A 23,048-nucleotide genomic window follows, 5' to 3' on the forward strand; every position below is an offset into this window, starting at 1 on the left:
TTCTTAAGACTGGGATTGTAAATTTAGGATAAACTTAACATATAATTGTCCTACTGCTTCAAGTATTAATAACTTTTGTTAAGTTGTGACTCTTTTGTGATCCATTCGTCAAAATTGATGTACGGACTTTTCGAGTCAAACCTTAATCAACAAAGGGATCATCAGTTGTCAGTTGTCGCTGAACAGTCAACCGTCGGTGTATATCCTCGCCATTCCCCTAGCATAATGGAAACCTTAGAATTCATCATCTATCCAGATGGCCGTGTGCAGGAGAAAGTTACTGGCATTGTTGGGTCTTCCTGTGCGGAAGTAACCGCCGCCCTGGAAGCCGAATTAGGTATCGTACTAACTCAGGAAACCACTTCTGAATATTACGCCCGTACCCAACAACAGTCCGAGACCGCGACAACCCAAGTCGGTTCGAGCCATTGGTAAATTCTGTTTTTGAGTTCACTGAAAATCTCGTTAAAAATAGCTAACTATGTCACACTTTAGCCAAATTAAGACCCAAATTCGGAATCTGACCTCATTAGAAACTGCTTTAAGTGATCTGGGCATTGACTGGAAAGCTGGCCCAAAAGAGGTTCGCGGTTATCAAGGTCAAACCCGTCCCGCCCAAGTAGTCATTGAACAAGACAACGGTTATGACTTAGGTTTTACTTGGAATGGCCAAGAATATGAGTTTGTTGCTGATTTACAATTTTGGCAACAAGCAGTTCCCGTTGATCGGTTTTTAAGCAAAATCACTCAACGCTATGCTTACCACACCGTTGTTAACGAAACCAGCAAACAAGGGTTTCAAGTTTCAGAACAACAAAATCATCAAGATGGTTCCATCCGCTTAGTTTTACAACGCTGGAGTGCCTAATGTCTGATGGGTCTGTATCGCTAACTGATCCCGTATCCGAGCGTTCTGGACTAGAACCAGAATTGGGCGGATTTTTGCGAAATGCACCGGAACGTTCTGGGCTTGAACCGGAACTCGGCGGTGTATTGCGGCAAAAAGGGGTTTATGTGGATGAACTCACCTGTATCGGGTGTAAACACTGTTCCCACGTCGCTCGGAATACTTTTTTTATTCAAGAAGATTATGGTCGAGCGCGGGTATTTAGACAGGATGGCGATACATCCGTGTTAATACAGGAAGCAATTGATACTTGTCCGGTTAATTGTATTAATTGGGTGGATTACACTGAACTAAAACGTTTGGAAGTAGAACGTCAAGATCAGGTAATTCCTGTGGTTGGTTTCCCTGTAGAAGCGGGTTTAGCTAACCGGAAACGTCAGAAACAAAAACGGAAACAAGATAATTCTTTAACCGAATAACTGATTTCTGGCGGGCTAAAACTGCCTTTTTTTTTATTCATTTAATTGGTATTAGGCAAAAGGAGAATATTCTGCTTTTGCCTATTTTAATCTTCCGTTTAATCAGGAAGGTTTAGTATTAAATCCTTTTAAAGTTGTTCAGGATCAATTCCTAATTCTCGGAGTTTAGCGGCTAACTTATCAGCCCGTTGCTGTAACATTTCTCGTTGTTGTCGTTCTTGAATAACAACTTCTTCAGGCATTAAAACCAATTCTCCTCCTATTGTAAAAAATCGTAATTTATTATCAAGAATCCCTAAAAATAGGTCTAATTGTTGACTCCATAACCAGCCATTTTCATTGGGTGGAATGGGTTGATATTGACCCTCAACAATATGAAATCCGGCAAATTCTAAAGTCTTTGGGTCAAACCAAAAATAGTCTGGGGTACGAAAAACATCCTGATAGATTTCTTTTTTTTCTCCGCGATCAGTATTAGCCGTTGTTTTGGATAACATTTCAATGATGACATTAGGATATTTGCCATCTTCTTCCCAAACAACCCAACTATTACGGGGTTTTCGTTCAGTTCCCAAAACCACAAAAAAATCTGGCCCGCGAAATTCTTCGGATTTTTTTTGACGTTGACTATAATAAATGGTTAAGTTGCCAATCGCATAAAAATCATCTCGATTTTGCCATAACCATTCTAACGAGTTAAGTAAAAGTAGAATTTGGCGGAGATGGAGTTCGCTTTCCAATGGAGGCTCCTGACTCAATAAATCACTGGGCGGAAATTGCACTTCAGGGAGAAGTGTTGGGGTTTGAATTTGTTCTTCAACAATAGACATTATTGAATGTCCGTTAGGATGACTGTTTTTTTATTATAGTTTATCAAAATAGCGATCGCTCTAGCTGCGCCTTTGGATACATCACTTATAATAACTATAATCCCATAGCTTTCTAATCAGAACTATGACTCAATTTACTTTAAACTTAGAACAAATTTGGTATTGTTTCCTCTTGTTTCCAGGTTCTACCTGGAAATGCTATTTATGGAGGCTCCGCCTCCTATTATTTGAGGCAGAGCCTCAAAATTAGCATTCCAATGCAGAGCATTGGAACGAGAAATTAACAAATTTCGAGCGACGAGTTAGGACGTTCTATCCCTGAACCTAAAGGACGATTATTATTAGCTTAATTCAGATTTAGTATTATTAAGATCAGCGATAGATTGTTGGAGTAGGAATTTAATATTAAATCTAGCTGTATCATTCTCATCACTTTTTTCTATCCATCCCCGTCTTTCTAAGGATAAAATGACTTTGAATAAGTCCGTTGTAGAAATCGGTAATTTTTGACTTAGCTGTGAAATATTAATCGGAGATGATTCAGAACAAAAAATAGCGATCGCCTGTTTTTCTAAATCAGATAATCGCTGAAACTGTGGTGTTAATATCTTTAATATTTCATCTCCTAAAAATACGGGTTCATATTTAAGATACTCAGAAACTTTCCCTGAAAATAAGTGGTTAATAGTTTGAGCAACGCATCTTAAAAACAAAGGATTTCCCTGATAAATATGAATTAATTCTAACCAGTTTTCCTCATCTTTTAATTCCAACTGTTTAAATAGTTCTATTCCTCCGGTTGTGAGTCCAGATAATTGTAAAAATTGAACTGATGAATCATCGTGATTAAATCTCAAAAGCTCTAAAGGAGGTTCCCAACTATTTAAGAGTAAACAACTATTATGAGGAAATTCAGCAAACAGTTGAAATAAGGTTCCATAATCATCATAACCCGGTTTATATTCTCCGGCTAATTGTCTAGGATTAAATATAGATTGAATATCATCTAAAATAATCAGACAACGGCGATCTCGTAAACTCTCAATTAATAATCTTAATTGATCATCTCCGGTTAAAGAGCTATCAACTTCTGTGGGATTCAAAAATTTTATTAAATCTTTTAATAATAATTTTAAAGGCGTAGATGTTCGCAAACTTCGCCAAAAAATACAATCAAATTCTGTTTTAATTTGTTCAATGAGTTGACGAGCGATCGCTGTTTTTCCGATTCCACTCATTCCTAACATTACTACGACCCGATACCGTTCTTTTAAGATAAAATTATTGAGAGTTGCTAGTTCTTCAGTGCGATCAACAAATTGATTTAAGTTCGGTGCATCTCTTAAATCAATTTGTTGTTTAAAGTTAGAATTTTGAGGATCAACTGTTGATGATGATGGGTGTTTTTTTGTTTCGGGGAGACATTTATTATCTGGACAAAATTGATTAACATTACCAAACTGTTGTACAAAATTGCCATAATTAGAAACATTAGAAACTGTGTTTCTGTCTAGCGTTACTTTTACATTCGATTTTTTCACAGTTTCACCGAATTCGTCTGAAAGGATTTTCCATAATTTTGAACCAACATCTCTAATATAACTTGGACTACAGTGCAAATCCTCAGCAATTTTCCGATATTTCTGGCCTTTGAGAGTCTCACAGAGTACCGCTTCTTGTAAATTGTCTAAGTGTTTGCCTGTTTTAGCAAATACAATATTATCCGTTAACTTGATCATACTTTGTGTGTCCATAAGCCGAGTATTCTAACAAATTTGACCTTGGGTTAACATTATCTAACATTTTATGACATTTTTATAAAAATAGCATCTTAAAAAAGATAAAATTCATAACAAAATCAGACAAATTTTAGTTGTCATTTTATATATCCCAGAGAGATAATATTAGGTAGATACCAGTAAATCCTTTTACCTAAATTACAAATGTTTCAACAAGCTCTTACTTTTGTTACCGGATGGTTCTCAAACCTTCGTTTTATTCCTGTAGAAGAAGTTAAACCTGCAAAGCTCACACCCAGCAAAAGAGGTTATCAGTTTGAGCATGATGAGATCAAACGTTTAATGAGACGGCTGAAAAATTTCCAAACGGTTGATTTTACTGATGCTGAGGGTAACATTTTAACTGAATCTATCATTGAGAAACGATATGGCAAAGATGGAGGAATAGATTGTGTTATTAGAATTGTAGCTCCTACAGAACACGGAGCGCGTATTGTAGCCGGAAAACTTAAAACAATCATTATTGATGGAGATTATTAATGGCTACACATAAAATTGCTCTGGAATTTAAAGATCGTCATTTAAGTCGTCCTGATTTAGATGGAATTGTGGGAGCAGCTATCCGAACAAATCCAGATGCAAAAGAATTAATTGTACGCTGTCGAAGTGCTGCAAAAACAGTTTACCAAGCCATTAATAGCTATCCCATTAAAGTTACAATTGTTGCTAGAGAGAACACAGTCTAAAATTTATGGGCTACCTGATTAGCTTTGCTATCAATCTCAAGTTAGAAGGATCAAGATTAGATTATAATAGTCTTAAATCGGTAGATCCTCCCATTTCTATCAATATCCCTGATTTAGAAACTTTAGTTAAAGAAACCGTAAAGAGCTTTCAAGAAGTTGCTATTGTTGAATCAGATAAACCAGCTATAGAAAACAGATCTTATCTTTCTCCTGTATCTGGGAAGGCTTATATTTTTCCTCTTAAAGATTTAGAAACACTAAATCTTGATCAACTAGGAGAGAAATTAACCCATTATCTCAAGAGTTTAGTTCAGGATCTTTCTAGTCAGGAATTTATGGATATTGAATCCAGTCCTAAATTTTCCACCCTACAACAAATTCTTGAATTGAGAAAATACTTAATTGATATTGGAGAAAAACAGAAGAAGAAACCCTACCGTAATGGATATATTTATATTACGGAAAACTAGAAATTAAGTCTGTTGAATTGATTCCAATAAAAACTTTTAACCCATCCTGTATAGATGCAATATTTAGCATTTTTATAGGATGGGTATTTGATTAAAATTGCTAAAATTTTTACTCAGAAATATAACCTCTTTATCAACACAATTACTTCATCGGATTATATTCAGCTAATAATTTTTCTAACTTAGCTTGATCAACTTTAGATAATAATTTGTCCGCTTCATGATTATCTCGAACAGTTTTTGCTAAAGTAAAAGAAGACCCCACCGAAAAAGTTAAACCCATTCCCATAAATCCTTTCACCCAAATATCTACAGGAAGGTAAGCAATCCCGACGGCGGTTGTGGATACAGCCAGAATAAAAGATAGCCAAACTTGAAGAATCCAAGCGGATGTATCTTTTTGTGCCAACATTTGTTTATTGCTCATAACCGTTAATTCCTTGGGGCGTTATTGTTAATAATATTGTAGTTTTGAGCCACAAAACCCCTGAGCCACCATGGACAGTTTTAGAAACTGTCTAATTGACACTCCCACCCCTACGCTACGCTAAAGGGGTGGGATTCTCGTATCTAGCCCAGTCAAATAGAGACAGTTGAATGTACTCTTGTTTGCCAGTATTCATCGAGTTCAGGGGTGTGCCAAGCACCCCATAATTTAAACCGGATGAATCCATTACAGAAGCATCTCTCTTTAGGTTCAAATCACATGAAAAACCATCCCATTGAGATAGATTTCGTGCAGCATTAAGATCGGAATTATGGTAGTGACCATTAGGGCAATTGAAATCATGCCGATTTCTTTTGCCAATAACACCACAAGTTGAACAAGATTTAGAAGTATACGGTGCAGGTCTTTTAATTAATTTCAATCCTTTTAGAGCTAACTTATAATTAAGTTTTTGCTCCAGAGAATAATAAGACCAATTATGTCGAGATTGACCAGAAGTGGTATGTCGAATGACTTGATTAACCAAGGCAGATTTTAACTCGGACATGATCTTAGCTGTCGTCATTTTACGCCGTTCTTTGATTGGCAATGACAACAGGTTGTTAGCAATCCGTGTGTTTTCTTCCGTCATTTGCTCAAACATTTGAGCTTTACAACGGTTGAGATCCACGAATTTTAATTTGATCGTCCGAGTTATCTTAGTCATGCCAACCATGATAACATAAGGTTGATGAATCGTGTGTATCGACAATGACAGAAAATCAGTACAAAAGAAAAAACACATCAGTGAGCCTGATTAACTATCATTTTGTCTTTTGTCCTAAAAGACGGAAAAGGGTATTAGTCAATGAAGTCAGTAGAAGATTGGAAGAAATTATCTACCAAAAAGCAAAAGAGCTAGAGTGTGATGTCCTAGCTCTGGAGATAATGCCCGATCATGTGCATTTGTTTATTAGTTGCCACCCTTTAGTTGCCCCATATCAAATTATGTTTAGAATCAAAGGGGCATCATCAAGAATATTAAGAAAAGAATTTCCTCATTTACTTAAACTGCCTTCTTTGTGGACGATGAACGAAAAGAGTTAGGAATGTTAGAATCGGAAACATCGGAATCAGTTAATTTTGAATTATCAAAAAATGACATAACTATTAAACCTTTAGAAATGCAAATCTATGAGGATTTACAACAAAAATCACACTATTCGGCTTTACAAGATCAATTAAAATTTATCGTTAAACCTGAATTACGCCGGGATCATGAATCTTATATTTTTGAAAAAGCGATCGCCACAGGTTTAAATGGATTAGCCCCTAAAAATTGGCAAGAAGTACCCGATTTAACCGTTGCTAATCTTTATCATTATTTTCAGTAATTTTGTAGTAAGCCCTGAAGGGCTGACTCATAAATCCTAATTATGAGTAATAAATTTACCAGCAAATATGGATTAAGCCCTGAAGGGCTTACTACGATTGAGGTCAGAAACCGTGTTTCTTAATTCTCTGGTTGGGTTGATCAGGGAAAAAGCCAATATATTCCTAAACTTGTTCATAAGCAGCAATAAAATCATCTCGTGAGATACCAGATTGAGTGCAGATACTTCTGAGGGTAGAACCTTTAATCAGTTTATGATTGGGCAAAGTTAAAGGAGTAGTTGTGCCATCAGGATTTTGTCTAATCATAGAAATATGTTCTTTTTCCCTGACTATTGAAAATCCAAAACCCTCAAGTACCTTAATAACCTTTGATTTGGGAGCATCAACTGGAAACTTTGCCATTATACGCTTGCCTCGGCGACAAAAGCTTCGAGGATTGAGGATTCAGATTCTAGCACCGATTCTCCAAAAGTCTCAATATGAAATAAAATAGCTGATCGCACATCATTTAGAGCTTCTTCATAAGTATCACCTTCACCAACTACAACTCCCTGAATCCCTAACGGATAGGCAATATAACCATCAGGGTGCTTTTCCACAATGATTTTGATATTTTTCATTAAAAAATAACTTGGATCAAATTAGATTAGGATTAAGTTTTGCTAATATTCTAGCTTGATTATAGCTTCATTGGGGGTAGGATGAGGTCAGAAACAGGGTTTCTCTCAAAACCTCTATTTATTGAACGAAAATTGTCTCAGAAACCCGGTTTTTTATCTTCTCAAGTCTTGTTTAACCAAGTTTAAATCGCAGATAACAGATTGGGTTGATGGGGGGAAAGCCTTTTAACGGTGCTTCTAGGGATTTGTCCGTTAGCCACGCAAGGTTACAGGGTTTGCCTTCTGTGGATTTGGGGCAGTGGTGTTTTTTGACGAGTGGTGCTAAGATAATTATCAGAATCGAAAACAAGGAAAAACAATGTCAACAGTTTATCGGTTAAAAGCCAGCGAACTAGATACTAATATTTTAGAAGAAATCAAAGCGACTTTTGGAGATAAAGAGATTGAAATTATTGTTTCACAATTTGATGAAACTGAATACCTTTTGAAATCAGAAGTCAATAAAAATCGACTTTTGCAAGCCGTTGATAACGTGAAAAATCGGCAAAATTTAGTTGAAGTTAACTTACCCGATTTACAATGAGCAGAAGAATTGTTTTTGAATCTTCTGCCTTTGAAGATTTTACTGAGTGGGTAAAATTAGACAAAAAGATTTATCGCAAAATTGTCGAACTGATTAAAGATATAGACAGATCGCCGTTTGAAGGATTGGGTAAACCTGAACCTCTGAAATATGAGTTAAGTGGTTTTTGGTCAAGACGTATTGATAATGAACATCGTTTAGTTTACCAAGTTACGGATGAAGAAATTGCGATCGTGGCTTGTAAGTATCATTACAATGAATAGTGGTAGAGTGGGCAGACTAAAAGGCTTAAAATTTATTACTTTCATCTATTCACACAGCCGAGGATTCCCCTATTCTGTTATAGGTTAAGCTTCTAAAACAGTGCGTTGCAACTAATTTATAATAGTTTGAATCAGGTGCGGGTCTTGGGGTGAGAAAGTTCCCCAGAACAGAAACCGGGTTTCTTAATTTAATCTTGGGTAAGCCACAAAAATTGTTGCAGAAACCCGGTTTCTTATCTTCTCAAGCCTCATCTAACCAAGTTTAAATCGCAGATAACAGATTGGGTTGATGGGGGGAAAGCCTTTTAACGGTGCTTCTAGGGATTTGTCCGTTAGCCACGCAAGGTTACAGGGTTTGCCTTCTGTGGATTTGGGGCAGTGATGTTTTTTGACGAGTTGCAGGTAGATGTCGGCGGCGGGTTTCGTGAAATCCTTGGGGTAGTGGTAAGATGGAAAAATGGATTCAAGGTTGTTTTATGTCAAATCCTGAATTATTGGCTCAACGGCGGCAGTTATCGTGTGCCGAAAAGTGGCAAAAGATACTAAACATTGAAGTGGTAAAACACCTATGAATACTACAGATAATTCCCCAATGTCGGATAAGTCGTCGGCGGTTGCGATATCTGTAACGGAGTTACAACGCCAGCTTAATGAGTCACTTAAGCAACTATCGCCAGAGCGATTACAGGTGCTTGCTGATTTTGCTGCTTACCTGGCTTATGCCGAAAGCGAAGCTGCAACCGAGGAACTCTTGGCAATTCCTGGATTGCTCGAACGAGTTAAGCAAAATCAAGCAACCCCTAAAACCCATTATAAAAGCTGGAGAAACATTCGCTCTGATGTATGAAGTTCTCCTCCATCCTGATGCTCAAAAGGTTTATGCTAACGCTCCCAAAGCCCGAGCTAAGAAAATTGCCCGATGTTTGCAGCAGCTAGAGCAAAATCCTCGATCTCACCCTAATATTAAAGCCCTCAAGGGAGATTATGCAGGGTACTATCGCTATCGAATCGGAGATTATAGGGTCATTTATTCGGTAGAAGATGAAGTGGTTCAGGTTTTTGTTGTCGCGATAGCGCATCGTAGTGAGGCTTATGAACCGTGAAATGCGATTCCCTAGGGGACGGCAACGCAATCGCGCTATCAATAACCTCCGGTTGGTCTAAAATCCCTTTATCCGGCGTGATCGACCCACTCTACAAATTTACGTTTCTAAAACAGTCCTTTGCAGCCAATTCATAATAGTTTGAATCAGGTGCGGATCTTGGGGTGAGAATGTAGGAATATTGGGATGGGGTGAGTCGGTAATAACGCAGATTGTAGCGTCGAAGCGAGTGAGAGAATCGAGAAAAGTTTGGCTAAAACCTTGGGATTTTGCCTCTTCGTAGAAAATGAGGATGGGGTGTTTTTCCCAGTCTAGGAGTTGCCAATAGATTTTGAGATCGGTGAGGGTGCGGGGCGATGCCCTCAGTGGATTTGGGGCAGAGGTGTTTTTTGACGAGTTGCAGGTAGATATCGGCGGCGGGGTTATCGCGGTTATCGAATTTGCTACCGTCGATGCAGAGGAGTTGGAGGGTTTGGTAGAGGTTAGTTTCGGTGAGTTGGGCTTGCAGGAGTTGGGCGAGTTTGACTATTGGGATATCCCTATGCTGTAATTATAAGGATAACTTCAAATTAACTCTCTATGGCTGAAACTTACTACTTTATTAAAGATTTAATCAATGATGTACAGAGGGGAAGGATTAGAATTCCGTCTTTTCAACGGGGTTTTGTTTGGGATTCAGATCGGGTTTCCCTCTTTATAGACAGTATTTATAAAGAGTTTCCTTTTGGTTCTGTATTAATTTGGAGAACTAGAAATTGTTTACGAACTGAAAGGAATCTAGGGCCTTATAAACTTCCTGAGAATGATTTGGAATATCCAATAGATTATGTGCTTGATGGGCAGCAGAGAATAACCTCTATTTTTGGTATATTTCAAAATTATCTTACTGCTGGAGATAGCGAGAATACTGATTGGACTAATCTGTTCTTTGAACTAAATAGCAAAGAATCCGTTCCCTTTCAATATTTGGAAGATTCTACAAATTATGATGCAACAAAATTTTTTCCGCTCAAGTATGTTTTCGACTCTCCTAACTATAGAAAAGCTACTAGAAATTTAGATGAGAATCTAGCACAACAGATAGACGAGCTAGTAGACAGATTTACCAAAGCTAGAATTCCTGTAGAACGATTTGAAAGTGAAGAACCGAAATACGTTGCCACCGTTTTTGAGAGGATTAATAGGAAAGGGGTTGAATTAGATACTTTGCAGCTTTTATCTGTTTGGAACTGGAGTGTAGAGTTTGACTTACCAGAGAAGTTTAGAGAAGTTGCTGAAGAATTGGAACCATTCGGCTTTAAAGAGGTAGGCTCTGATTTACTCCTCAAATGCTGCTCTGCGGTAGTAATGAATAGTGCCAATCCAGAAGGTTTTATGGAACTTCCTGGTAGTGCAGTACGAGACAAATTTGAGGAAATCCGCAGAGGCATATCTCGGGCTATTGACTTTTTGAAGACTGAGCTAAATGTTTTCTCTCTTAAGCTTTTACCAATGGAAAACATATTAGCCGTTTTAACCTCATTCTTTGCTTCGTCACAGAAACAACCCCCTCCTTTCTCTCAAGAGCAATACAAAGTTATCAAAAAATGGTTTTGGCGTGCGTGCTTTTCTCAAAGATATGCAAGGGGAGGAGCTAAGAGTACCGATATAGATTTGGCAGAAGTCCAAAACCTGAAGGCAGGCAAACCTCATACACTTGGAGACTTTGACGTATCCTTAGATACCAGTTTCTTTCTCAATTACTCCTTCCGAATGTCTTCAGTTGCAACAAGTACATTTATTCTTCTTTTAGCACAGGGAAAACCATTAAACTTTATTCAAGGGACAAATGTATCTTTACAAAAGGTTTTATCCCTAGGTAATCGAAATGAATTTCATCATATTTTTCCAAAAGATTACTTGGAAGGACTGAACAAGTATAAAGATAACCAAATAAATTGTTTGGCAAACTTTTCATTACTTGCCCGAACTGACAATAATAAAATCAAAAATCTACCACCTAGCAAATACCGTCTTCTAATGCCTGCTGACACTAAAATTTTCGATGAAATAATAGCGACGCATTTCTGTCCTGCCAATGCGTTCGAGGATGATGACTATGAGAGTTTTCTAAGGTTAAGATCTGAATTGTTGCTTCAAAAAGCAAAAGAACTGTCCCAATTATGAGTAATAAATTTACCAGTAAATATGAATTAAGCCCTGAAGGGCTTACTACGATAGATATTCGGCATCTTTTTGCAAAAAGTAGGCGGTGGCTACATTTTCATCCATCGACTGCTGTTAGACCATTTTGCCTCATTAGAATCCAATGATTGAATAAATAAAATGGAAAATTTCTTCAAGAATTACCTACAAGTTAGGGTCTACAGGATTGATATCTTCCGGGGGTGGATGACGACCCCGTAATTCCTCTTCGGCCCGAATTGTCAACATATTTGACCGATTCAAATCAAGGGCTTGCACCGTTGCTCGACCAGTCGCCGTGAACCCGATCATTTCCACACCATTCCAAGCAAAGTGAGCATTCCATCTCTGTTGACGCGGATTAAAAATATAGACAACTTCACCCGTTTCTGCATCTTCAATTTTCTGCCGTGCGCCCTTCCGAAGCGAACAGGAAACACAGGCAAGGGCTAAATTTTCTGCTGTGGTTTCGCCACCTGCAACAACAGGAATAACGTGGTCGATGTGAAATGTAGCGACTTGACCAATCTGAGATATGCCACAATATTCACAACGGTTATTAGCTCGTTGAATCACCCATCGACGGAGAGAAGCGGTCATCTTTGTCATTAATAATTACTGGCTCACCCGTGTTGAACGTAACTGTAGCAATGATAAAAATTCCATCAATTCAACCAGTCCCTCGGCTTCCTGTTGTTCTGCTTGAGATAGGGTGTAACCTTCATCCTGACGATCTAAGAGAAATTGCAAACGGGATTGAACTGCTGGCGACAGTTGAAAGCGAGTCAGTTCTAGGGGAATTTCGACGATTTCGGGCATAGAACAGTTAGCCTCAGTCTGTAATTCTGTGATTCTATTTTAGTCGTTTCAGGGGCGATCGCGGTTATCTTCCCCAAACCAACGCCGGATAAATCACCAGATTATTACCTATTTGTAGTAAGCCCTTCAGGGCTGACTCATCAATCCTAATTATGAGTAATAAATTTACCAGTAAATATGGATTAAGCCCTGAAGGGCTTACTACGGTAGGTATTGGGCAATACGACGACTTGCACCTGGTTGTCCGAGGCGACGTTTTCCGTTTTCTGCTATTAATTTTAATTGCTCGGAATTAAGAAGAAGCGATCGCAATATTTCAGGAATTTCTATCGGATTTTCTACTATAATTAATGATCGCCCTAATAGACGCTGTTGATTATTAGCAAAGGTGGGGGTAAATTGTGGCCCCTCGCCCGGAATTGCGATCGCTGGTTTCCCTAAACCGACAAATTGTTCTGTTGCAGTTCCCGCCATGGCGATCGCAATATTCCCTAAAGCTAAACAATCATTAAATGCTTGATTTGTCAAGATTAATATAGCATTTTTTTGAGAAAAAATTAATTCTCCGTGACCCCAAGGAAAGTTAAGATTAGGTAATCTTAAATCTGGGGTTTCTTGCCATTGGTGAAGCGACAGAGATTGACAAAAGGGTTGCAGGTCTAAACTAGAGGCGATCGCACCTAAAAACACCAATTCTTGATAGCTAGGGATCGGATTTTCTGTTGATCGGATCGAGCTTTGAATAATTGCATCTACTCCTTGTAAAATTATATCCCAATTTCGATTAACTTCTGGAGAACGGGAACCGGGTAATATTGTAATGAATAGCGATCGCTGCTGTAATTGATCAATATTAGAATTATCAATATTAGGTTCTAAATTATCCATCATGGGATTTCCTAAATCAATCGCCGGAATCCCATATTTTTGTAAGGTTTCAGTTGTTATAGTATCCCTAGGAAATATCCCTAAACACCGAGAATGATTCATTAACCAACGTTCCCAAGGAAAATAAATTGAATCAGAATATTTATACCATTTCCACATTCCGGTTAGGGGTAATTTTTCCTGTTCATCACGGAGATAATAGTCGGATTTTGCTGTTCCGATAAAAGCATAATTTCCCCCACTTAACCAAGCTAAAAATAAAGGCACAATATCCCCGACGGCGAGAATTATTCCCCCTTGTTTTACCCATTGACGAATTGTTTGATATTGCTGAATAATTAAGGGAAATAACCCTGCTTGTAGATCTCGCCAGAGTTGGTGTTTATCCATATAAATAAAACCCCCAGAAGGTAGGGATTTTACTGATCCGATAATGGGAACGTTGTCTAGTTGAGTGTAAGATTGTCCTAGTCCCACTAAGGGTAAGGCGGCGAGTTCCGGGGGATGGGGCTGTTTTTGGAGTTCTCGTAAAATCCTAACGGCGATCGCATCTTCCCCATGACCATTACTCACCGATAGAATTTTGACAGTCATGGTCTAACTTCCTCAATAGGTTGTAATATTTTATCAGTTATCAGTTATCAGTTATCAGTTAAATAAATAAACCCAAGATTTTTACTGATAAAAAAAACTGTGATTTATTCTTAACTGATCATGCGGATACTTGATGAATCAATTCTGTTTTTTAACCTGATTTAATCTGATTAAATTATATGATTTTACCTGCCCAAAAATTTCCCCCATTGGATTGTTTGATTATTGATTATGATGACCAGGATGTACAAATTCTATCGGAAATTTTAGGTCAGCAAGGGTATCAAATTAGAAGGGCTTTAAATGAAACTGCGGCTTTAGAATATTTACAGATCAAGATTCCTGATCTGATTTTTTGGGATTGTTCAGAACTTGAAGATCAAAGATTAAGTCTTAACTATTTTTCTCAATATTGTGAAAATAATCAACAAAGTATTGGTATTTTTTTATTAATTTCATATTCTAATCATAGCTATTCTATTCCCTTAGACTATGGCGGCTATTATGACTATATCAGAAAACCTTTTAATTCTCAAGAAATTATGCTTAGAATTAAAAATATCCAGAATTACCGTCAAAATCAGAAGGTTTTAAGCGAGTCTTTGCTTCAGTTAGAACAAGAAATATTAGCGCGTAAAGTCGCCGAAAGTAAACTTGAGGAAATTAGCCAGAAGTTACAAACAACAACGGATAAATTAAAGTATTTGAGTCGGCTTGACCCCTTAACTCAATTAGCAAATCGTCCTTATTTCGATGAATATTTATTAAGAGAATGGCAACGTTTAGCCAGGGAAAGAATATATTTATCCTTAATTATTGCAGATGTGGATAGGTTTCAAGGTTATAACGAAGTTTATGGATATGATCAAGGAGATATCTGTTTACAAAATATTGCTCAAACTATGGGCACCTGTATTAAACGTCCAGCCGATTTAGTTGGGCGTTATAGTGGGGAAAAATTTGCAATTTTGCTTCCCCATACAGATAGGACTGGGGCGATCGAAGTTGCTAAGTTAATTAGAGCTAAAATTAAACAATTGGAAATTTCTCACCCTAAATCTGAGATCAGTCCCTACCTAACTTTGAGTTTGGGGGTAGCAACAGCTATTCCCGCACCGGAATTACCCCCACATCCTTTGATTACCGTTGCCGAAGAAGCTCTACAGGAGGCTAAACAGCAAGGTGGCGATCGCATTGGGGTGGGAGTCCATTGGCGTTAGAAATAGCTTAAGATTTTTTAGTATCGATCTGTTCTGTGTCTCCATCCTCATTTTTCCCGGTGTAACTCAGTGTTGTCCAATGATCGAGGGTGGTTTGATTTACCTCGGATTTGGACGGGACTGCGTGGGCAGAAGCCACGGAAAACACGGTAAAACTTTTAGAAGCAACAAGTCCTAATAAAACAATAATATTTTTCATGAGATGACCCCTGATGGCTATGAAAATAGATGCTTTGATTGAACAGAATAGGGATATAACAAGGTAGTAAAAACCCGATCACACCCTGGAGAATTGCACGAGGGATATGGGAAGCGGCTTCGGTCGATGCACATAAGAATTGACCGCTTCTGGATCTGACACTCTGAGTAATGTGTTTTATCTTCGCTCCATTTTGAGGATTTGGGGAGCGGGGAGTCACCCATCAGGGGGGGTATATGTACTATTTTTTGTATATCTAGCAATCCTAAATAGGTTGTAATATTTTATTGTGGGGGTTTGGATACCAAACCCTCTTTACTTGTCGAACGGGGGAAGTTGAATGGTGAGACTTAGATAAGTTTAACCAAGTTTTGTATAACAAAAAAAGACTGTCCAACATCTGACTGAAAAAAACTCAAGAGCGATGCACCAGCAGACGCGAAGCAGCATCACTCTTTTTTTATCAGTTTTCCAGTAGGGATTCAAAAGTATTACGGAGGAATTTGATATCGGCGACCCTGGCGACTAATAGATTTTGCTGTCCAGCGTCCTCTAGGCGAGTTTTCCAATATTGGATGCTGTCGGCGTTATTCATCCAGAAGTGAATTACCGTATCGACCACTTGATCGACATTCCAGCCCCGTTGAGGAGAAACCGTCTGTACAGACTCAATAAAGGTATCAAGGGTACATTTGTGATTTCCCAAGTATTCAACCCCTGGGGCGGGTTGTTGGTTTAATTCCTGTTGTTCATAAAAAAAGGCAAGAATGGGAGAAACACCCACTAAATCAAAGGTGTATACCATTGGTTCCTCCTGTCCATTTTTAAGTATTTGTTGGTTATAGCAGGTAAATTGGGTGAAGATAGTAAATTTACTTACAACTTACCCAGATTTTTGGGATTTTAGATCGGGTTTTGCAAAAATTCACAAGTAGACGTAGGCAGGTCTTCATAAGAAAAGGATGTGCTAGAATCAAAAAACACAAGTAAGAATAATAAACATCTGCGTGTTGAAGCATTCTAGTATCGGAGAAATCCCGACTCCCCTGAAACAACGGTTAGATTTAATTCTAACGGCAGTATGACAAGCAAGGAGTAAACAATGGCAGATTGCAGAGCGTACCGCAACTTGGCTTAGTGATGGCTTGGTGAAAGTGTTTTGATTCAAAAGTAAAAGTATCGGGAAGATCGGGTTTCTTACCTAATCAACTCAGTAGACGATATGCGGCAGTCGTAGCGAGAATTAGATTAAACTAATTCTGTCCGCAGAATCGAGCGTGTCTTCAGACCTGAGAGTGTCAAATTATGCACAGCATCAAGTTAAAATCTCATATCGGTAGTGATGGTTTTTTGAAAGTTCGCTTACCTGATGTACAGAATATGGATATCGAGGTGATCATTGTCTATCACACTAACCTACCTAAACCAATGGAAGCAACACCACTTTCACAGTTTTACGGATGTATTCAGGACGACTCCTTTATTAGATATCCTCAAAACGAACAACCTGAACGCGAACCCCACCGAATGAAATATCTTTGTTGATACAAAATTTAATTAATAATTTAATTATTTTTTAAGGTTTTAAGTCGTCCGGTCTATTGCAATTTAATAACATTTGTGATTCTGCTTCCGATAGCTCAATCGGTTCTATGGGAATTTGACCTAACCAGCGTTGAAAAGATCGACCGCCGGGAGCCATAAACCCTTGTAAATGGTCATAGGCGGAACGCCGATAAAACCCACATAGGGGTTCCCAACGGGACTGGGTTTGAGGAACAACGGCTAAAATTGTATCGGGGAGAACGGTTAAACGGGTTTGCCAATGTTGAATCATAGCAGGTTCTAATCGCGGCAAATCACAGGCTAATAACCAAATCCAATCAAAGGGAATTTGTGATAATCCTTGGGATAGGGCGATTAATGGCCCTTGGTTCGGTTCCTTCTCTAATATAACTTCGTAATCCTCGGTTAATAGAGTTTGATACCGTTTCGGCCAAGGTGTGGCAATATATACTTTTTGGCTACAGATAGCCGCCACTTCATAAACTCGCTGAAGCAGGGGTTTTCCTTCATAGAGAACAAAAGCCTTATCCTCACCCATGCGAGAACTTTGACCTCCAGCTAGAATTAAAGCAGCAATAGATAGATCATTCATTTCAAATCCCCGTTAAAAAAGTAATTTTGAATCTCCTGCAATTTAGCCTGAACTTTCCCCTGGGTTAGTAGAGATTCAGCCATTGATAATCCTGATTCTAAATCTTGACACACCCCAGAACGCCAGAGATAAAAACCCCCATTCCACAGTGTGGCTTTCATAAATTCACTACTTTGACCCTTTAAAACCGTTTGAATTTGTTCAATTAAAATCGGAGTTGAGGACAGAGTAACTTCCCTACCGTCAAATCCATAATCCCGGGGATGTAATAATAACCGTTCAAAGAAAACATCATCTAAGATAGGATTTTTTGTTAATATTTTTGTAGGATCTTTAACTATTTGGGTTTGTTGACCCGGTTGATGCAGCCCAATAATACAAGTGCGATCGCGGGGTAAATCGCAACTTCCTTCTAACCCTTTAACCGTAATAAAATCCGTTACTCCACGCCAATGAAAAGCTTCTCTAAACATGGTTTCTGTGGGCGGATGTACATACCCACAAACCACTGTTGCTTGTCCTAAATAGGGTTTCCAGATCAATTCCATCGTCGCTAAAGGGGGACGTTTACCAATTTCTCGACGATAGGTAACTAACTTTTCTGCTGCTAAGAAATGTTGGGGAAGATAAACAAATCCCAAACCCAATTCTGCAAAAACCTTTTGTACTTGTGCTAGGGATAATTTAGACCAGTCTAAACCCAACCCCTGCCAAACTTCAATTAAAGGAATTCCCTCCTTGGTGGGCATTCGCTGACCCCCATGTAAAATCACCCGCACCCCGGCGGTAACTAAAATTAAAGCGGTTAAGGGGGCCATTGGAGCCGTGCGAGACCGACCATCATAAGGACAACCCAATACAAACGGCGCGGAGGTAACAGACTGAAGTTGAGGGCCAATTTCTTCATAAGCATCTAACATTCCGGCTAATTCTTCCCCTGTCGGGCGTCGGATGCGATGGGCGATCAAAAATGCACCAATTTGAGCCGGAGTTGCTTCCTCTAATAGCATTAATCTCATGGCTTCGGCCGCTTGAGAACGGGTTAATGCTTCACTGGTATGAGTACCACTGCCCACTTGACGAAGTAAATCCCTAAATCGATCACTCATGTTGATAAAGTTTTAAATTGTAAGATTATCCACTATAGCAATCTACGCTAAGGTTATTTTAACAGAGGCATTTGAGGATTTAAAGCATGAATTGAGCCATTACTTTGATTAGGAATACAATCATGAACTAATTGCCAAAAATAGGCGATCGGAGGAATTTGCATTCGATCGGGTGTGGTCACAATTACCACTTCACGAGTCCAATTTGTATTTACATCCTCAGCCATTAACTCAGAAGAAGCCGAAGATTTGGAAGGGGAAGCTAATTCTCTAACCGCCAAAGTCGGATCGGTTTTGGCTTCTACTAGGGCAGAATATGGTAATAATGCAATCAGTTCCCCCTGACGAATGACTCCACGAAACCCATCTAATGTATTTAACTCTAAAACGGCATTTAATTTGGCTCCGGCCTTAGTAAAGTTTTCTTGAACTAATCGCTGCATTCCATAACCATCTTTAAAAACAACTTGCGGATAACGAATTAATTCATCCCAAGGAATTTGAGAATATTGGGCTAAGGGATGGTTACTCGCCATTAATACTTGAATGGATTCTTGATACAGAACATCAACTAAAAGTTCTCCACTGACGGTAAAAGAACGATTATTCATAATAATAGCAATATCTACTAATCCATCTTTAAGCACTTTTAAAGCCCGATCACTTCCTAAAGAAGTTACCCTTAATTGAACCTCTGGATAAGCATAACAAAACTTCTGTAAAACCGGAGGTAAATAGGAAGAACAAACCGAATGAATTACCGCCACACAAAGTTCCGGCTGTTTTCCCATCAACAGAGATGCTAGTTCTTCTTTAGCACTATCCCAGGCTTGGCAAATTTTGCGAGCATAGGGCCAAAAGCGTTCACCCCCAATTGTTAATTTAACTTGAGTCGTGCGGTGAAACAAGGGTAAACCGAGTTCTTCTTCTAGTCCTTGTATCTGTCTACTAATTGTTGATTGAGTTAGACCCGATTTCCGTGCTGCTTGTTGAAAACTTCCAGTCTCAGCAACGGACAGAAAAGATTGCAGTTGCTCTAAACGCATAAATACAATTATCAATCATCAGTTATCAGTAATCGGTGTAGAGACGTGCCCGAGCGCAGCGATGCCGTAGGCTATTGGCGCATCTGTACCAGTCATCCGTTATCAGTAAACAGTAAATAGTAAACAGTAAATAGTTATTGGTAAACATTTATCGGTAATCAGTAGAGACATATAGCAGGTGTCTACTGATTACTGATTTCCGATAAAGCGATTAGAATTGCTTGTTTAATATCAGAACTAATATCTTTTTGATGGGATAAATTTTGTAAATATTGATAGGTTTGTTCGGGTTCAATTTGTTTTAAGGCTGAAATACAATGGAATCGTACTGAGGGATTCGGATCAACCAAAAGCTTAATTAAGGGATTAATTGCCTCGATTAATCCTAGTTTTCCCAATTCTAATGCAATCAATTGTTTTGTTTTAGGATCGGAAATTGCCGGATGATTACTATTAATAAAATTGACCAGAATTTGATGGGCTTGTTTTCTCAATTCCAAGGTTTCAAATCTTCCTATACACGGAATAATTTCTCTAACTAGGGTAATTTTTTCTATTGTTTCTGGATTTGAATTTAGATTGAATTGAGGATCAAAAGTCAAGAGAATTTCCTGTAAATAATCCAAACTTTTAGCAGTTTCGATCCATCCCAAGGAACGCACCCCATCTATTTTTAAGGAAAGGGGAACACTTTGAGATTGTACTTGTTCAAATAATGCGGCGGCGGCTTCATCGGTTTTTAAACGGGCTAAGGCGAGTTGAGTTTGTTGACAAACTTCCGGTCGAATATCCCATAATAAGGGTTTAAGTTTTTCGACTAAATTGATATTTTCTAATAAATCTAATTTTACTCCTAATCCAATTACCGCTTGTTTTCTCACATCAGCAACGGGATCATTTAAAGCCTCTAATAAAATCGGAATCACCCTCGGATCATGAAAACTACCTAATGCTTCAATGGCGATCGCTCTAATTTTAGAATTTGGATCATTAACAACAGTTAACAAGGGGGGAATAGTTTCAGAATGGCGAATTTGAGCTAGGGCTTGGGTTGCTAATAATTTAGAATCGGGTTTTTCTAATAATTGAATTAAAGGTGCGATCGCTGAATTTCCTAGATTTGATAAAGTAATAATCGTTATTTCTTGCAGGGATATTTCTGCTTCTGTTGGTTCAGATTTAGAATTTTTGAGCAGATTAATTAAAGGTTCAATAATGATTTCTGATTTAAAATTACCCAAAGTTCTAGCTACAAACCAACGCATTTCTATATCAGCCGTTTCATCTTGTAAAATATTAAGCAATGGCTCTAAAACAGGGGTTCCTAAACTGGGTAAAATCTTGCTCACTTCCCATCGTTGTTGAAAATCTCCCTGTTCTAACTGAGTTAAAATATTATTGAGTAATGCTTCCGGTTCCTGTTGTGAAAAATCAATCTCTGAATTTTCCATAATTTTTTTTCAAAAGATTTGGATATCCCATTTACCCAATAATTTGAGTTTACCCCCCGTGCACGGGGAGGCTAGGGGGGGCTGTTTTTATCGGTTAAGGTAATTTGTCTTTTAGTTGGGTGTAGTTTCCAGCTTGATTGTTTGTATTCAACAGAATGGTAATCTTTCTGGAATCCGGTGGATTTCCTCTGTTGATTTCTCAACCTCCTGATATACTAACATGAAGATTCTCTACGATCTTACGCAATTCTGGAAACAGTAGGGGGCAACTCCATGAATACCGAGCAATCGGGGCTAGACAGGAGAATCCCACGCGGTTCACACGTGGGAGTGTCAATACATACTCCCGCAAACAGTAAACATAAAATAGGCTATTCGGGGGTTAATGCTTGTGTAAATAACTGTTCATACTGGTCTAACGCCTGTTCAATACCATAATATTCCTCAGCATATTTTCGTCCAGATTTACCCAAGGCTTCTAATTGTGCTGGATTTTTGTGAAGATCAGTAATCGCCTGGGCTAAACTCTCCGCATCTTCAGGAGGTACCACAATTCCCCCGCCACTTTTAAGAATCACCTCTTTTGCGGTTCCCGTATCAGGAACAGAGCCAATAATAGCACAACCACTGGCTAATAAAACCGGAATTTTTGAGGGTAGATTAAAAACCGTTACTCGTCTTTTTTGCACCACTAATCCCACATCCGCAGCCGCCAACATATCGGGTAATTTTTCCCTGGGTTCAAGGGGAATTAATAAAACATTTTCCGTTTGATATTCTTGACAGACCTTTTCTAACTGTTGTAAAGCCTCCTGTTCCCCAGCAATGACAAAAGAGATTTCAGGAATAGACCCTAATAACTTTGCTGCTTTAATCACCGTTTCTAAACCTTGAGTTAAAGCAATATTTCCAGAATAAAGAACGATAAACTTATCTTCAAGTTGATACTTAATCCTAAAGGAATTATTCGTTTTTGGTAAAGGTTTAATAAAATTAGTATCTACCCAATTCGGAATATAAGCAATTTTATTGTTTGGGATGCCGAGTCCCACTAATTTATCAACAAAACCATCCGCAATTACACTAATCCGATTTACCTTTTCATAAGTCAACTTTTCCACAAATTTAGCAGTTTTAATCACAATACCATCGGGATTAACCAACTTCACCCGCAAGGCAGCTTCCGAAACAATATCCTGAATATTCAAGATCACCGGACAACGGCGCACCCAGGCATAAATACCCACCGGAACACTCACCAATAAAGGAGGAACCGTAGCAAAAATAATATCAGGTCGCCAACCGTTAAACGCCTGAACTATGCTTGTCACCATAAAACTACTATCAAGTAGCATACGATCTAATAATCCGGGTTTCGGGCCACGCACCCAAATATAGCTGCGCTGAATTATCACCCCATTTCGTTCTTCCGTCAGATATAACTTATTTCGGTATCCCTGATAAATCCGGCGTTCTGGGTAATTGGGCATTCCCGTAACTACCCGAACTTCATGGCCGCGCCTGACCAGACCCTCTGCGAGTTCTGTCATCAGAGGAGCAATACCAATCGGTTCAGGATAATAGTTATAGGAGTAAATCAGTATCCGCATACGCTTTAAATCAGTTATCAGTTATCAGTTATCAGTGATCAATTATCGCTAATTTAGGCGAATTACACTGATTTCGCAAAGTAGTTTTGTTGCTTTCTCAACCGTGTAATCTGTGTATAGCAGTCGCCAGACCTATTAGGACAAAGAGTGATGCAGCAAAGCTAGACGGTGAAGTCTTTTCCTCCGGTGTTCCCTCCCCCCCAAACCCCCCGTGCACGGGGGGTTTGGGGGGGCTGTTCCGGTGTTCCCTGCTATAATCCTTTAAATC

33 protein-coding genes are annotated in these 23,048 nt (G+C 38.7%); 15 read left to right on the forward strand and 18 right to left on the reverse strand.

What is annotated here, in order from left to right; translation table 11 throughout:
* The first annotated feature begins 225 nt into the window (after positions 1-225).
* From NMG86_RS02915 to NMG86_RS02925, 3 genes are read left to right on the forward strand one after another with little or no spacing between them, the layout of a single operon-like run.
* The gene (locus NMG86_RS02915; protein ID WP_026794854.1) at positions 226-435 is read left to right on the forward strand and encodes a DUF2997 domain-containing protein; all 210 of its coding nucleotides are present in this window, start codon (positions 226-228) and stop codon (positions 433-435) included.
* A 46-nt stretch (positions 436-481) separates the two neighbouring features.
* Complete coding sequence (locus tag NMG86_RS02920; RefSeq protein WP_026794853.1) at positions 482-868, forward strand: DUF1257 domain-containing protein; 387 nt, start codon at positions 482-484, stop codon at positions 866-868.
* Positions 868-1,326, forward strand: a complete 459-nt coding sequence (locus NMG86_RS02925; protein WP_026794852.1) for a ferredoxin — start codon at positions 868-870, stop codon at positions 1,324-1,326. The genes NMG86_RS02920 and NMG86_RS02925 overlap by 1 nt, the downstream gene beginning before the upstream one ends.
* A gap of 128 nt (positions 1,327-1,454) precedes the next feature.
* Here the strand turns inward: NMG86_RS02925 and NMG86_RS02930 are convergent, their stop codons facing one another.
* Together NMG86_RS02930 and NMG86_RS02935 are read right to left on the reverse strand one after the other, a co-directional pair.
* Positions 1,455-2,156 carry a Uma2 family endonuclease gene (locus tag NMG86_RS02930; RefSeq protein WP_026788597.1) on the reverse strand — a complete coding sequence of 234 codons (702 nt, stop codon included), beginning with the start codon at positions 2,154-2,156 and terminating at the stop codon, positions 1,455-1,457.
* A gap of 341 nt (positions 2,157-2,497) precedes the next feature.
* The gene (locus tag NMG86_RS02935; RefSeq protein WP_026796972.1) at positions 2,498-3,910 is read right to left on the reverse strand and encodes a helix-turn-helix domain-containing protein; all 1,413 of its coding nucleotides are present in this window, start codon (positions 3,908-3,910) and stop codon (positions 2,498-2,500) included.
* 189 nt (positions 3,911-4,099) lie between these two features.
* On the opposite strand from NMG86_RS02935, the gene NMG86_RS02940 reads away from it, so the two are divergent.
* The 3 genes from NMG86_RS02940 to NMG86_RS02950 are packed head-to-tail and all read left to right on the forward strand — an operon-like array spanning position 4,100 to position 5,111.
* The gene (locus tag NMG86_RS02940; RefSeq protein ID WP_026796973.1) at positions 4,100-4,435 is read left to right on the forward strand and encodes a hypothetical protein; all 336 of its coding nucleotides are present in this window, start codon (positions 4,100-4,102) and stop codon (positions 4,433-4,435) included.
* Complete coding sequence (locus tag NMG86_RS02945; protein ID WP_026796974.1) at positions 4,435-4,641, forward strand: hypothetical protein; 207 nt, start codon at positions 4,435-4,437, stop codon at positions 4,639-4,641. The genes NMG86_RS02940 and NMG86_RS02945 overlap by 1 nt, the downstream gene beginning before the upstream one ends.
* Positions 4,642-4,646: 5 nt before the next feature.
* The gene (locus NMG86_RS02950) at positions 4,647-5,111 is read left to right on the forward strand and encodes a hypothetical protein (protein WP_026796975.1); all 465 of its coding nucleotides are present in this window, start codon (positions 4,647-4,649) and stop codon (positions 5,109-5,111) included.
* A gap of 142 nt (positions 5,112-5,253) precedes the next feature.
* On the opposite strand, the gene NMG86_RS02955 is transcribed toward NMG86_RS02950, so the two are convergent.
* On the reverse strand, positions 5,254-5,538 hold the full coding sequence (locus NMG86_RS02955; protein ID WP_026788599.1) for a YiaA/YiaB family inner membrane protein: 285 nt from the start codon (positions 5,536-5,538) through the stop codon (positions 5,254-5,256).
* Positions 5,539-5,653: 115 nt separating this feature from the next.
* The gene (locus NMG86_RS02960; protein ID WP_081693753.1) at positions 5,654-6,265 is read right to left on the reverse strand and encodes a zinc ribbon domain-containing protein; all 612 of its coding nucleotides are present in this window, start codon (positions 6,263-6,265) and stop codon (positions 5,654-5,656) included.
* A 44-nt stretch (positions 6,266-6,309) separates the two neighbouring features.
* Between NMG86_RS02960 and tnpA the strand changes: the two genes are divergently transcribed.
* Together tnpA and NMG86_RS02970 are read left to right on the forward strand one after the other, a co-directional pair.
* The gene (gene tnpA, locus NMG86_RS02965; protein WP_199918606.1) at positions 6,310-6,645 is read left to right on the forward strand and encodes an IS200/IS605 family transposase; all 336 of its coding nucleotides are present in this window, start codon (positions 6,310-6,312) and stop codon (positions 6,643-6,645) included.
* Positions 6,621-6,932, forward strand: coding sequence for a hypothetical protein (locus tag NMG86_RS02970; protein WP_144018189.1), 312 nt, complete (start codon positions 6,621-6,623; stop codon positions 6,930-6,932). Before tnpA ends, NMG86_RS02970 begins: the two co-directional genes overlap by 25 nt.
* 163 nt (positions 6,933-7,095) lie before the next feature.
* Here NMG86_RS02970 and NMG86_RS02975 read toward each other — a convergent pair whose 3' ends face one another.
* Entirely contained in the window at positions 7,096-7,335 is a 240-nt protein-coding gene (locus NMG86_RS02975) for a type II toxin-antitoxin system HicA family toxin (RefSeq protein WP_026788601.1), read from the reverse strand.
* Positions 7,335-7,553, reverse strand: coding sequence for a type II toxin-antitoxin system HicB family antitoxin (locus NMG86_RS02980; protein ID WP_026788602.1), 219 nt, complete (start codon positions 7,551-7,553; stop codon positions 7,335-7,337). Before NMG86_RS02980 ends, NMG86_RS02975 begins: the two co-directional genes overlap by 1 nt.
* 358 nt (positions 7,554-7,911) lie before the next feature.
* Here NMG86_RS02980 and NMG86_RS02985 point away from each other — a divergent pair, with 358 nt between their 5' ends.
* The 4 genes from NMG86_RS02985 (at position 7,912) to NMG86_RS03000 (ending at position 9,502) form a co-directional block, all read left to right on the forward strand.
* Positions 7,912-8,136, forward strand: coding sequence for a hypothetical protein (locus NMG86_RS02985; RefSeq protein ID WP_026788603.1), 225 nt, complete (start codon positions 7,912-7,914; stop codon positions 8,134-8,136).
* A complete protein-coding gene (locus NMG86_RS02990; RefSeq protein ID WP_026788604.1) occupies positions 8,133-8,399 on the forward strand; it encodes a Txe/YoeB family addiction module toxin in 267 nt (88 codons plus the stop codon). Before NMG86_RS02985 ends, NMG86_RS02990 begins: the two co-directional genes overlap by 4 nt.
* Positions 8,400-8,967: 568 nt before the next feature.
* Positions 8,968-9,246, forward strand: coding sequence for a hypothetical protein (locus tag NMG86_RS02995; RefSeq protein WP_026796976.1), 279 nt, complete (start codon positions 8,968-8,970; stop codon positions 9,244-9,246).
* Positions 9,239-9,502, forward strand: a complete 264-nt coding sequence (locus tag NMG86_RS03000) for a type II toxin-antitoxin system RelE family toxin (protein WP_026796977.1) — start codon at positions 9,239-9,241, stop codon at positions 9,500-9,502. The genes NMG86_RS02995 and NMG86_RS03000 overlap by 8 nt, the downstream gene beginning before the upstream one ends.
* Before the next feature lie 99 nt (positions 9,503-9,601).
* Here NMG86_RS03000 and NMG86_RS03005 read toward each other — a convergent pair whose 3' ends face one another.
* Both NMG86_RS03005 and NMG86_RS03010 read right to left on the reverse strand, forming a co-directional pair.
* Complete coding sequence (locus NMG86_RS03005; RefSeq protein ID WP_420884298.1) at positions 9,602-9,868, reverse strand: NACHT C-terminal alpha/beta 1 domain-containing protein; 267 nt, start codon at positions 9,866-9,868, stop codon at positions 9,602-9,604.
* Positions 9,756-10,037: an NACHT C-terminal alpha/beta 1 domain-containing protein gene (locus tag NMG86_RS03010; protein WP_420884299.1), complete on the reverse strand. Its 282-nt coding sequence runs from the start codon at positions 10,035-10,037 to the stop codon at positions 9,756-9,758. The genes NMG86_RS03005 and NMG86_RS03010 overlap by 113 nt, the downstream gene beginning before the upstream one ends.
* A 44-nt stretch (positions 10,038-10,081) precedes the next feature.
* Between NMG86_RS03010 and NMG86_RS03015 the strand changes: the two genes are divergently transcribed.
* The gene (locus NMG86_RS03015) at positions 10,082-11,668 is read left to right on the forward strand and encodes a GmrSD restriction endonuclease domain-containing protein (RefSeq protein ID WP_026796979.1); all 1,587 of its coding nucleotides are present in this window, start codon (positions 10,082-10,084) and stop codon (positions 11,666-11,668) included.
* Between the two features lie 183 nt (positions 11,669-11,851).
* On the opposite strand, the gene NMG86_RS03020 is transcribed toward NMG86_RS03015, so the two are convergent.
* From NMG86_RS03020 to NMG86_RS03030, 3 genes are all read right to left on the reverse strand, one after another.
* Entirely contained in the window at positions 11,852-12,286 is a 435-nt protein-coding gene (locus NMG86_RS03020; RefSeq protein WP_237747578.1) for an HNH endonuclease, read from the reverse strand.
* A gap of 15 nt (positions 12,287-12,301) precedes the next feature.
* The gene (locus NMG86_RS03025) at positions 12,302-12,505 is read right to left on the reverse strand and encodes a hypothetical protein (protein WP_026796981.1); all 204 of its coding nucleotides are present in this window, start codon (positions 12,503-12,505) and stop codon (positions 12,302-12,304) included.
* Positions 12,506-12,706: 201 nt separating this feature from the next.
* Entirely contained in the window at positions 12,707-13,987 is a 1,281-nt protein-coding gene (locus NMG86_RS03030) for a lipid-A-disaccharide synthase-related protein (protein WP_026796982.1), read from the reverse strand.
* Between the two features lie 179 nt (positions 13,988-14,166).
* Here NMG86_RS03030 and NMG86_RS03035 point away from each other — a divergent pair, with 179 nt between their 5' ends.
* A complete protein-coding gene (locus tag NMG86_RS03035) occupies positions 14,167-15,207 on the forward strand; it encodes a diguanylate cyclase domain-containing protein (RefSeq protein WP_026794840.1) in 1,041 nt (346 codons plus the stop codon).
* A gap of 7 nt (positions 15,208-15,214) precedes the next feature.
* Here the strand turns inward: NMG86_RS03035 and NMG86_RS03040 are convergent, their stop codons facing one another.
* On the reverse strand, positions 15,215-15,406 hold the full coding sequence (locus NMG86_RS03040; RefSeq protein WP_026796983.1) for a hypothetical protein: 192 nt from the start codon (positions 15,404-15,406) through the stop codon (positions 15,215-15,217).
* 463 nt (positions 15,407-15,869) lie between these two features.
* Positions 15,870-16,211 carry a hypothetical protein gene (locus NMG86_RS03045; RefSeq protein WP_026788612.1) on the reverse strand — a complete coding sequence of 114 codons (342 nt, stop codon included), beginning with the start codon at positions 16,209-16,211 and terminating at the stop codon, positions 15,870-15,872.
* Positions 16,212-16,711: 500 nt separating this feature from the next.
* On the opposite strand from NMG86_RS03045, the gene NMG86_RS03050 reads away from it, so the two are divergent.
* Complete coding sequence (locus NMG86_RS03050; protein WP_026798727.1) at positions 16,712-16,951, forward strand: hypothetical protein; 240 nt, start codon at positions 16,712-16,714, stop codon at positions 16,949-16,951.
* A 31-nt stretch (positions 16,952-16,982) separates the two neighbouring features.
* On the opposite strand, the gene NMG86_RS03055 is transcribed toward NMG86_RS03050, so the two are convergent.
* The 5 genes from NMG86_RS03055 to NMG86_RS03075 form a co-directional block, all read right to left on the reverse strand.
* The gene (locus NMG86_RS03055) at positions 16,983-17,564 is read right to left on the reverse strand and encodes a molybdenum cofactor guanylyltransferase (protein WP_026788613.1); all 582 of its coding nucleotides are present in this window, start codon (positions 17,562-17,564) and stop codon (positions 16,983-16,985) included.
* Positions 17,561-18,673, reverse strand: coding sequence for an anthranilate phosphoribosyltransferase family protein (locus tag NMG86_RS03060; protein ID WP_026788614.1), 1,113 nt, complete (start codon positions 18,671-18,673; stop codon positions 17,561-17,563). Before NMG86_RS03060 ends, NMG86_RS03055 begins: the two co-directional genes overlap by 4 nt.
* A 53-nt stretch (positions 18,674-18,726) precedes the next feature.
* Positions 18,727-19,719: a LysR family transcriptional regulator gene (locus NMG86_RS03065; protein WP_042155515.1), complete on the reverse strand. Its 993-nt coding sequence runs from the start codon at positions 19,717-19,719 to the stop codon at positions 18,727-18,729.
* A gap of 182 nt (positions 19,720-19,901) precedes the next feature.
* Positions 19,902-21,170, reverse strand: a complete 1,269-nt coding sequence (locus tag NMG86_RS03070; protein ID WP_052338614.1) for a HEAT repeat domain-containing protein — start codon at positions 21,168-21,170, stop codon at positions 19,902-19,904.
* Between the two features lie 371 nt (positions 21,171-21,541).
* A complete protein-coding gene (locus tag NMG86_RS03075; RefSeq protein WP_026788615.1) occupies positions 21,542-22,780 on the reverse strand; it encodes a glycosyltransferase family 4 protein in 1,239 nt (412 codons plus the stop codon).
* Positions 22,781-23,048: the final 268 nt, after the last annotated feature.

This window comes from Planktothrix rubescens CCAP 1459/22 (assembly GCA_904830895.1).
GTDB lineage: Bacteria > Cyanobacteriota > Cyanobacteriia > Cyanobacteriales > Microcoleaceae > Planktothrix > Planktothrix agardhii.

Coding starts and splice junctions, on each gene's coding strand:
- NMG86_RS02915 (WP_026794854.1), top strand. CDS start 226: ATGGAAACCTTAGAATTCATCATCTATCCAGATGGCCGTGTGCAGGAG.
- NMG86_RS02920 (WP_026794853.1), top strand. CDS start 482: ATGTCACACTTTAGCCAAATTAAGACCCAAATTCGGAATCTGACCTCA.
- NMG86_RS02925 (WP_026794852.1), top strand. CDS start 868: ATGTCTGATGGGTCTGTATCGCTAACTGATCCCGTATCCGAGCGTTCT.
- NMG86_RS02930 (WP_026788597.1), bottom strand. CDS start 2,156: ATGTCTATTGTTGAAGAACAAATTCAAACCCCAACACTTCTCCCTGAA.
- NMG86_RS02935 (WP_026796972.1), bottom strand. CDS start 3,910: ATGGACACACAAAGTATGATCAAGTTAACGGATAATATTGTATTTGCT.
- NMG86_RS02940 (WP_026796973.1), top strand. CDS start 4,100: ATGTTTCAACAAGCTCTTACTTTTGTTACCGGATGGTTCTCAAACCTT.
- NMG86_RS02945 (WP_026796974.1), top strand. CDS start 4,435: ATGGCTACACATAAAATTGCTCTGGAATTTAAAGATCGTCATTTAAGT.
- NMG86_RS02950 (WP_026796975.1), top strand. CDS start 4,647: ATGGGCTACCTGATTAGCTTTGCTATCAATCTCAAGTTAGAAGGATCA.
- NMG86_RS02955 (WP_026788599.1), bottom strand. CDS start 5,538: ATGAGCAATAAACAAATGTTGGCACAAAAAGATACATCCGCTTGGATT.
- NMG86_RS02960 (WP_081693753.1), bottom strand. CDS start 6,265: ATGACTAAGATAACTCGGACGATCAAATTAAAATTCGTGGATCTCAAC.
- tnpA (WP_199918606.1), top strand. CDS start 6,310: ATGACAGAAAATCAGTACAAAAGAAAAAACACATCAGTGAGCCTGATT.
- NMG86_RS02975 (WP_026788601.1), bottom strand. CDS start 7,335: ATGGCAAAGTTTCCAGTTGATGCTCCCAAATCAAAGGTTATTAAGGTA.
- NMG86_RS02980 (WP_026788602.1), bottom strand. CDS start 7,553: ATGAAAAATATCAAAATCATTGTGGAAAAGCACCCTGATGGTTATATT.
- NMG86_RS02985 (WP_026788603.1), top strand. CDS start 7,912: ATGTCAACAGTTTATCGGTTAAAAGCCAGCGAACTAGATACTAATATT.
- NMG86_RS02990 (WP_026788604.1), top strand. CDS start 8,133: ATGAGCAGAAGAATTGTTTTTGAATCTTCTGCCTTTGAAGATTTTACT.
- NMG86_RS02995 (WP_026796976.1), top strand. CDS start 8,968: ATGAATACTACAGATAATTCCCCAATGTCGGATAAGTCGTCGGCGGTT.
- NMG86_RS03000 (WP_026796977.1), top strand. CDS start 9,239: ATGTATGAAGTTCTCCTCCATCCTGATGCTCAAAAGGTTTATGCTAAC.
- NMG86_RS03015 (WP_026796979.1), top strand. CDS start 10,082: ATGGCTGAAACTTACTACTTTATTAAAGATTTAATCAATGATGTACAG.
- NMG86_RS03020 (WP_237747578.1), bottom strand. CDS start 12,286: ATGACCGCTTCTCTCCGTCGATGGGTGATTCAACGAGCTAATAACCGT.
- NMG86_RS03025 (WP_026796981.1), bottom strand. CDS start 12,505: ATGCCCGAAATCGTCGAAATTCCCCTAGAACTGACTCGCTTTCAACTG.
- NMG86_RS03030 (WP_026796982.1), bottom strand. CDS start 13,987: ATGACTGTCAAAATTCTATCGGTGAGTAATGGTCATGGGGAAGATGCG.
- NMG86_RS03035 (WP_026794840.1), top strand. CDS start 14,167: ATGATTTTACCTGCCCAAAAATTTCCCCCATTGGATTGTTTGATTATT.
- NMG86_RS03040 (WP_026796983.1), bottom strand. CDS start 15,406: ATGAAAAATATTATTGTTTTATTAGGACTTGTTGCTTCTAAAAGTTTT.
- NMG86_RS03045 (WP_026788612.1), bottom strand. CDS start 16,211: ATGGTATACACCTTTGATTTAGTGGGTGTTTCTCCCATTCTTGCCTTT.
- NMG86_RS03050 (WP_026798727.1), top strand. CDS start 16,712: ATGCACAGCATCAAGTTAAAATCTCATATCGGTAGTGATGGTTTTTTG.
- NMG86_RS03055 (WP_026788613.1), bottom strand. CDS start 17,564: ATGAATGATCTATCTATTGCTGCTTTAATTCTAGCTGGAGGTCAAAGT.
- NMG86_RS03060 (WP_026788614.1), bottom strand. CDS start 18,673: ATGAGTGATCGATTTAGGGATTTACTTCGTCAAGTGGGCAGTGGTACT.
- NMG86_RS03065 (WP_042155515.1), bottom strand. CDS start 19,719: ATGCGTTTAGAGCAACTGCAATCTTTTCTGTCCGTTGCTGAGACTGGA.
- NMG86_RS03070 (WP_052338614.1), bottom strand. CDS start 21,170: ATGGAAAATTCAGAGATTGATTTTTCACAACAGGAACCGGAAGCATTA.
- NMG86_RS03075 (WP_026788615.1), bottom strand. CDS start 22,780: ATGCGGATACTGATTTACTCCTATAACTATTATCCTGAACCGATTGGT.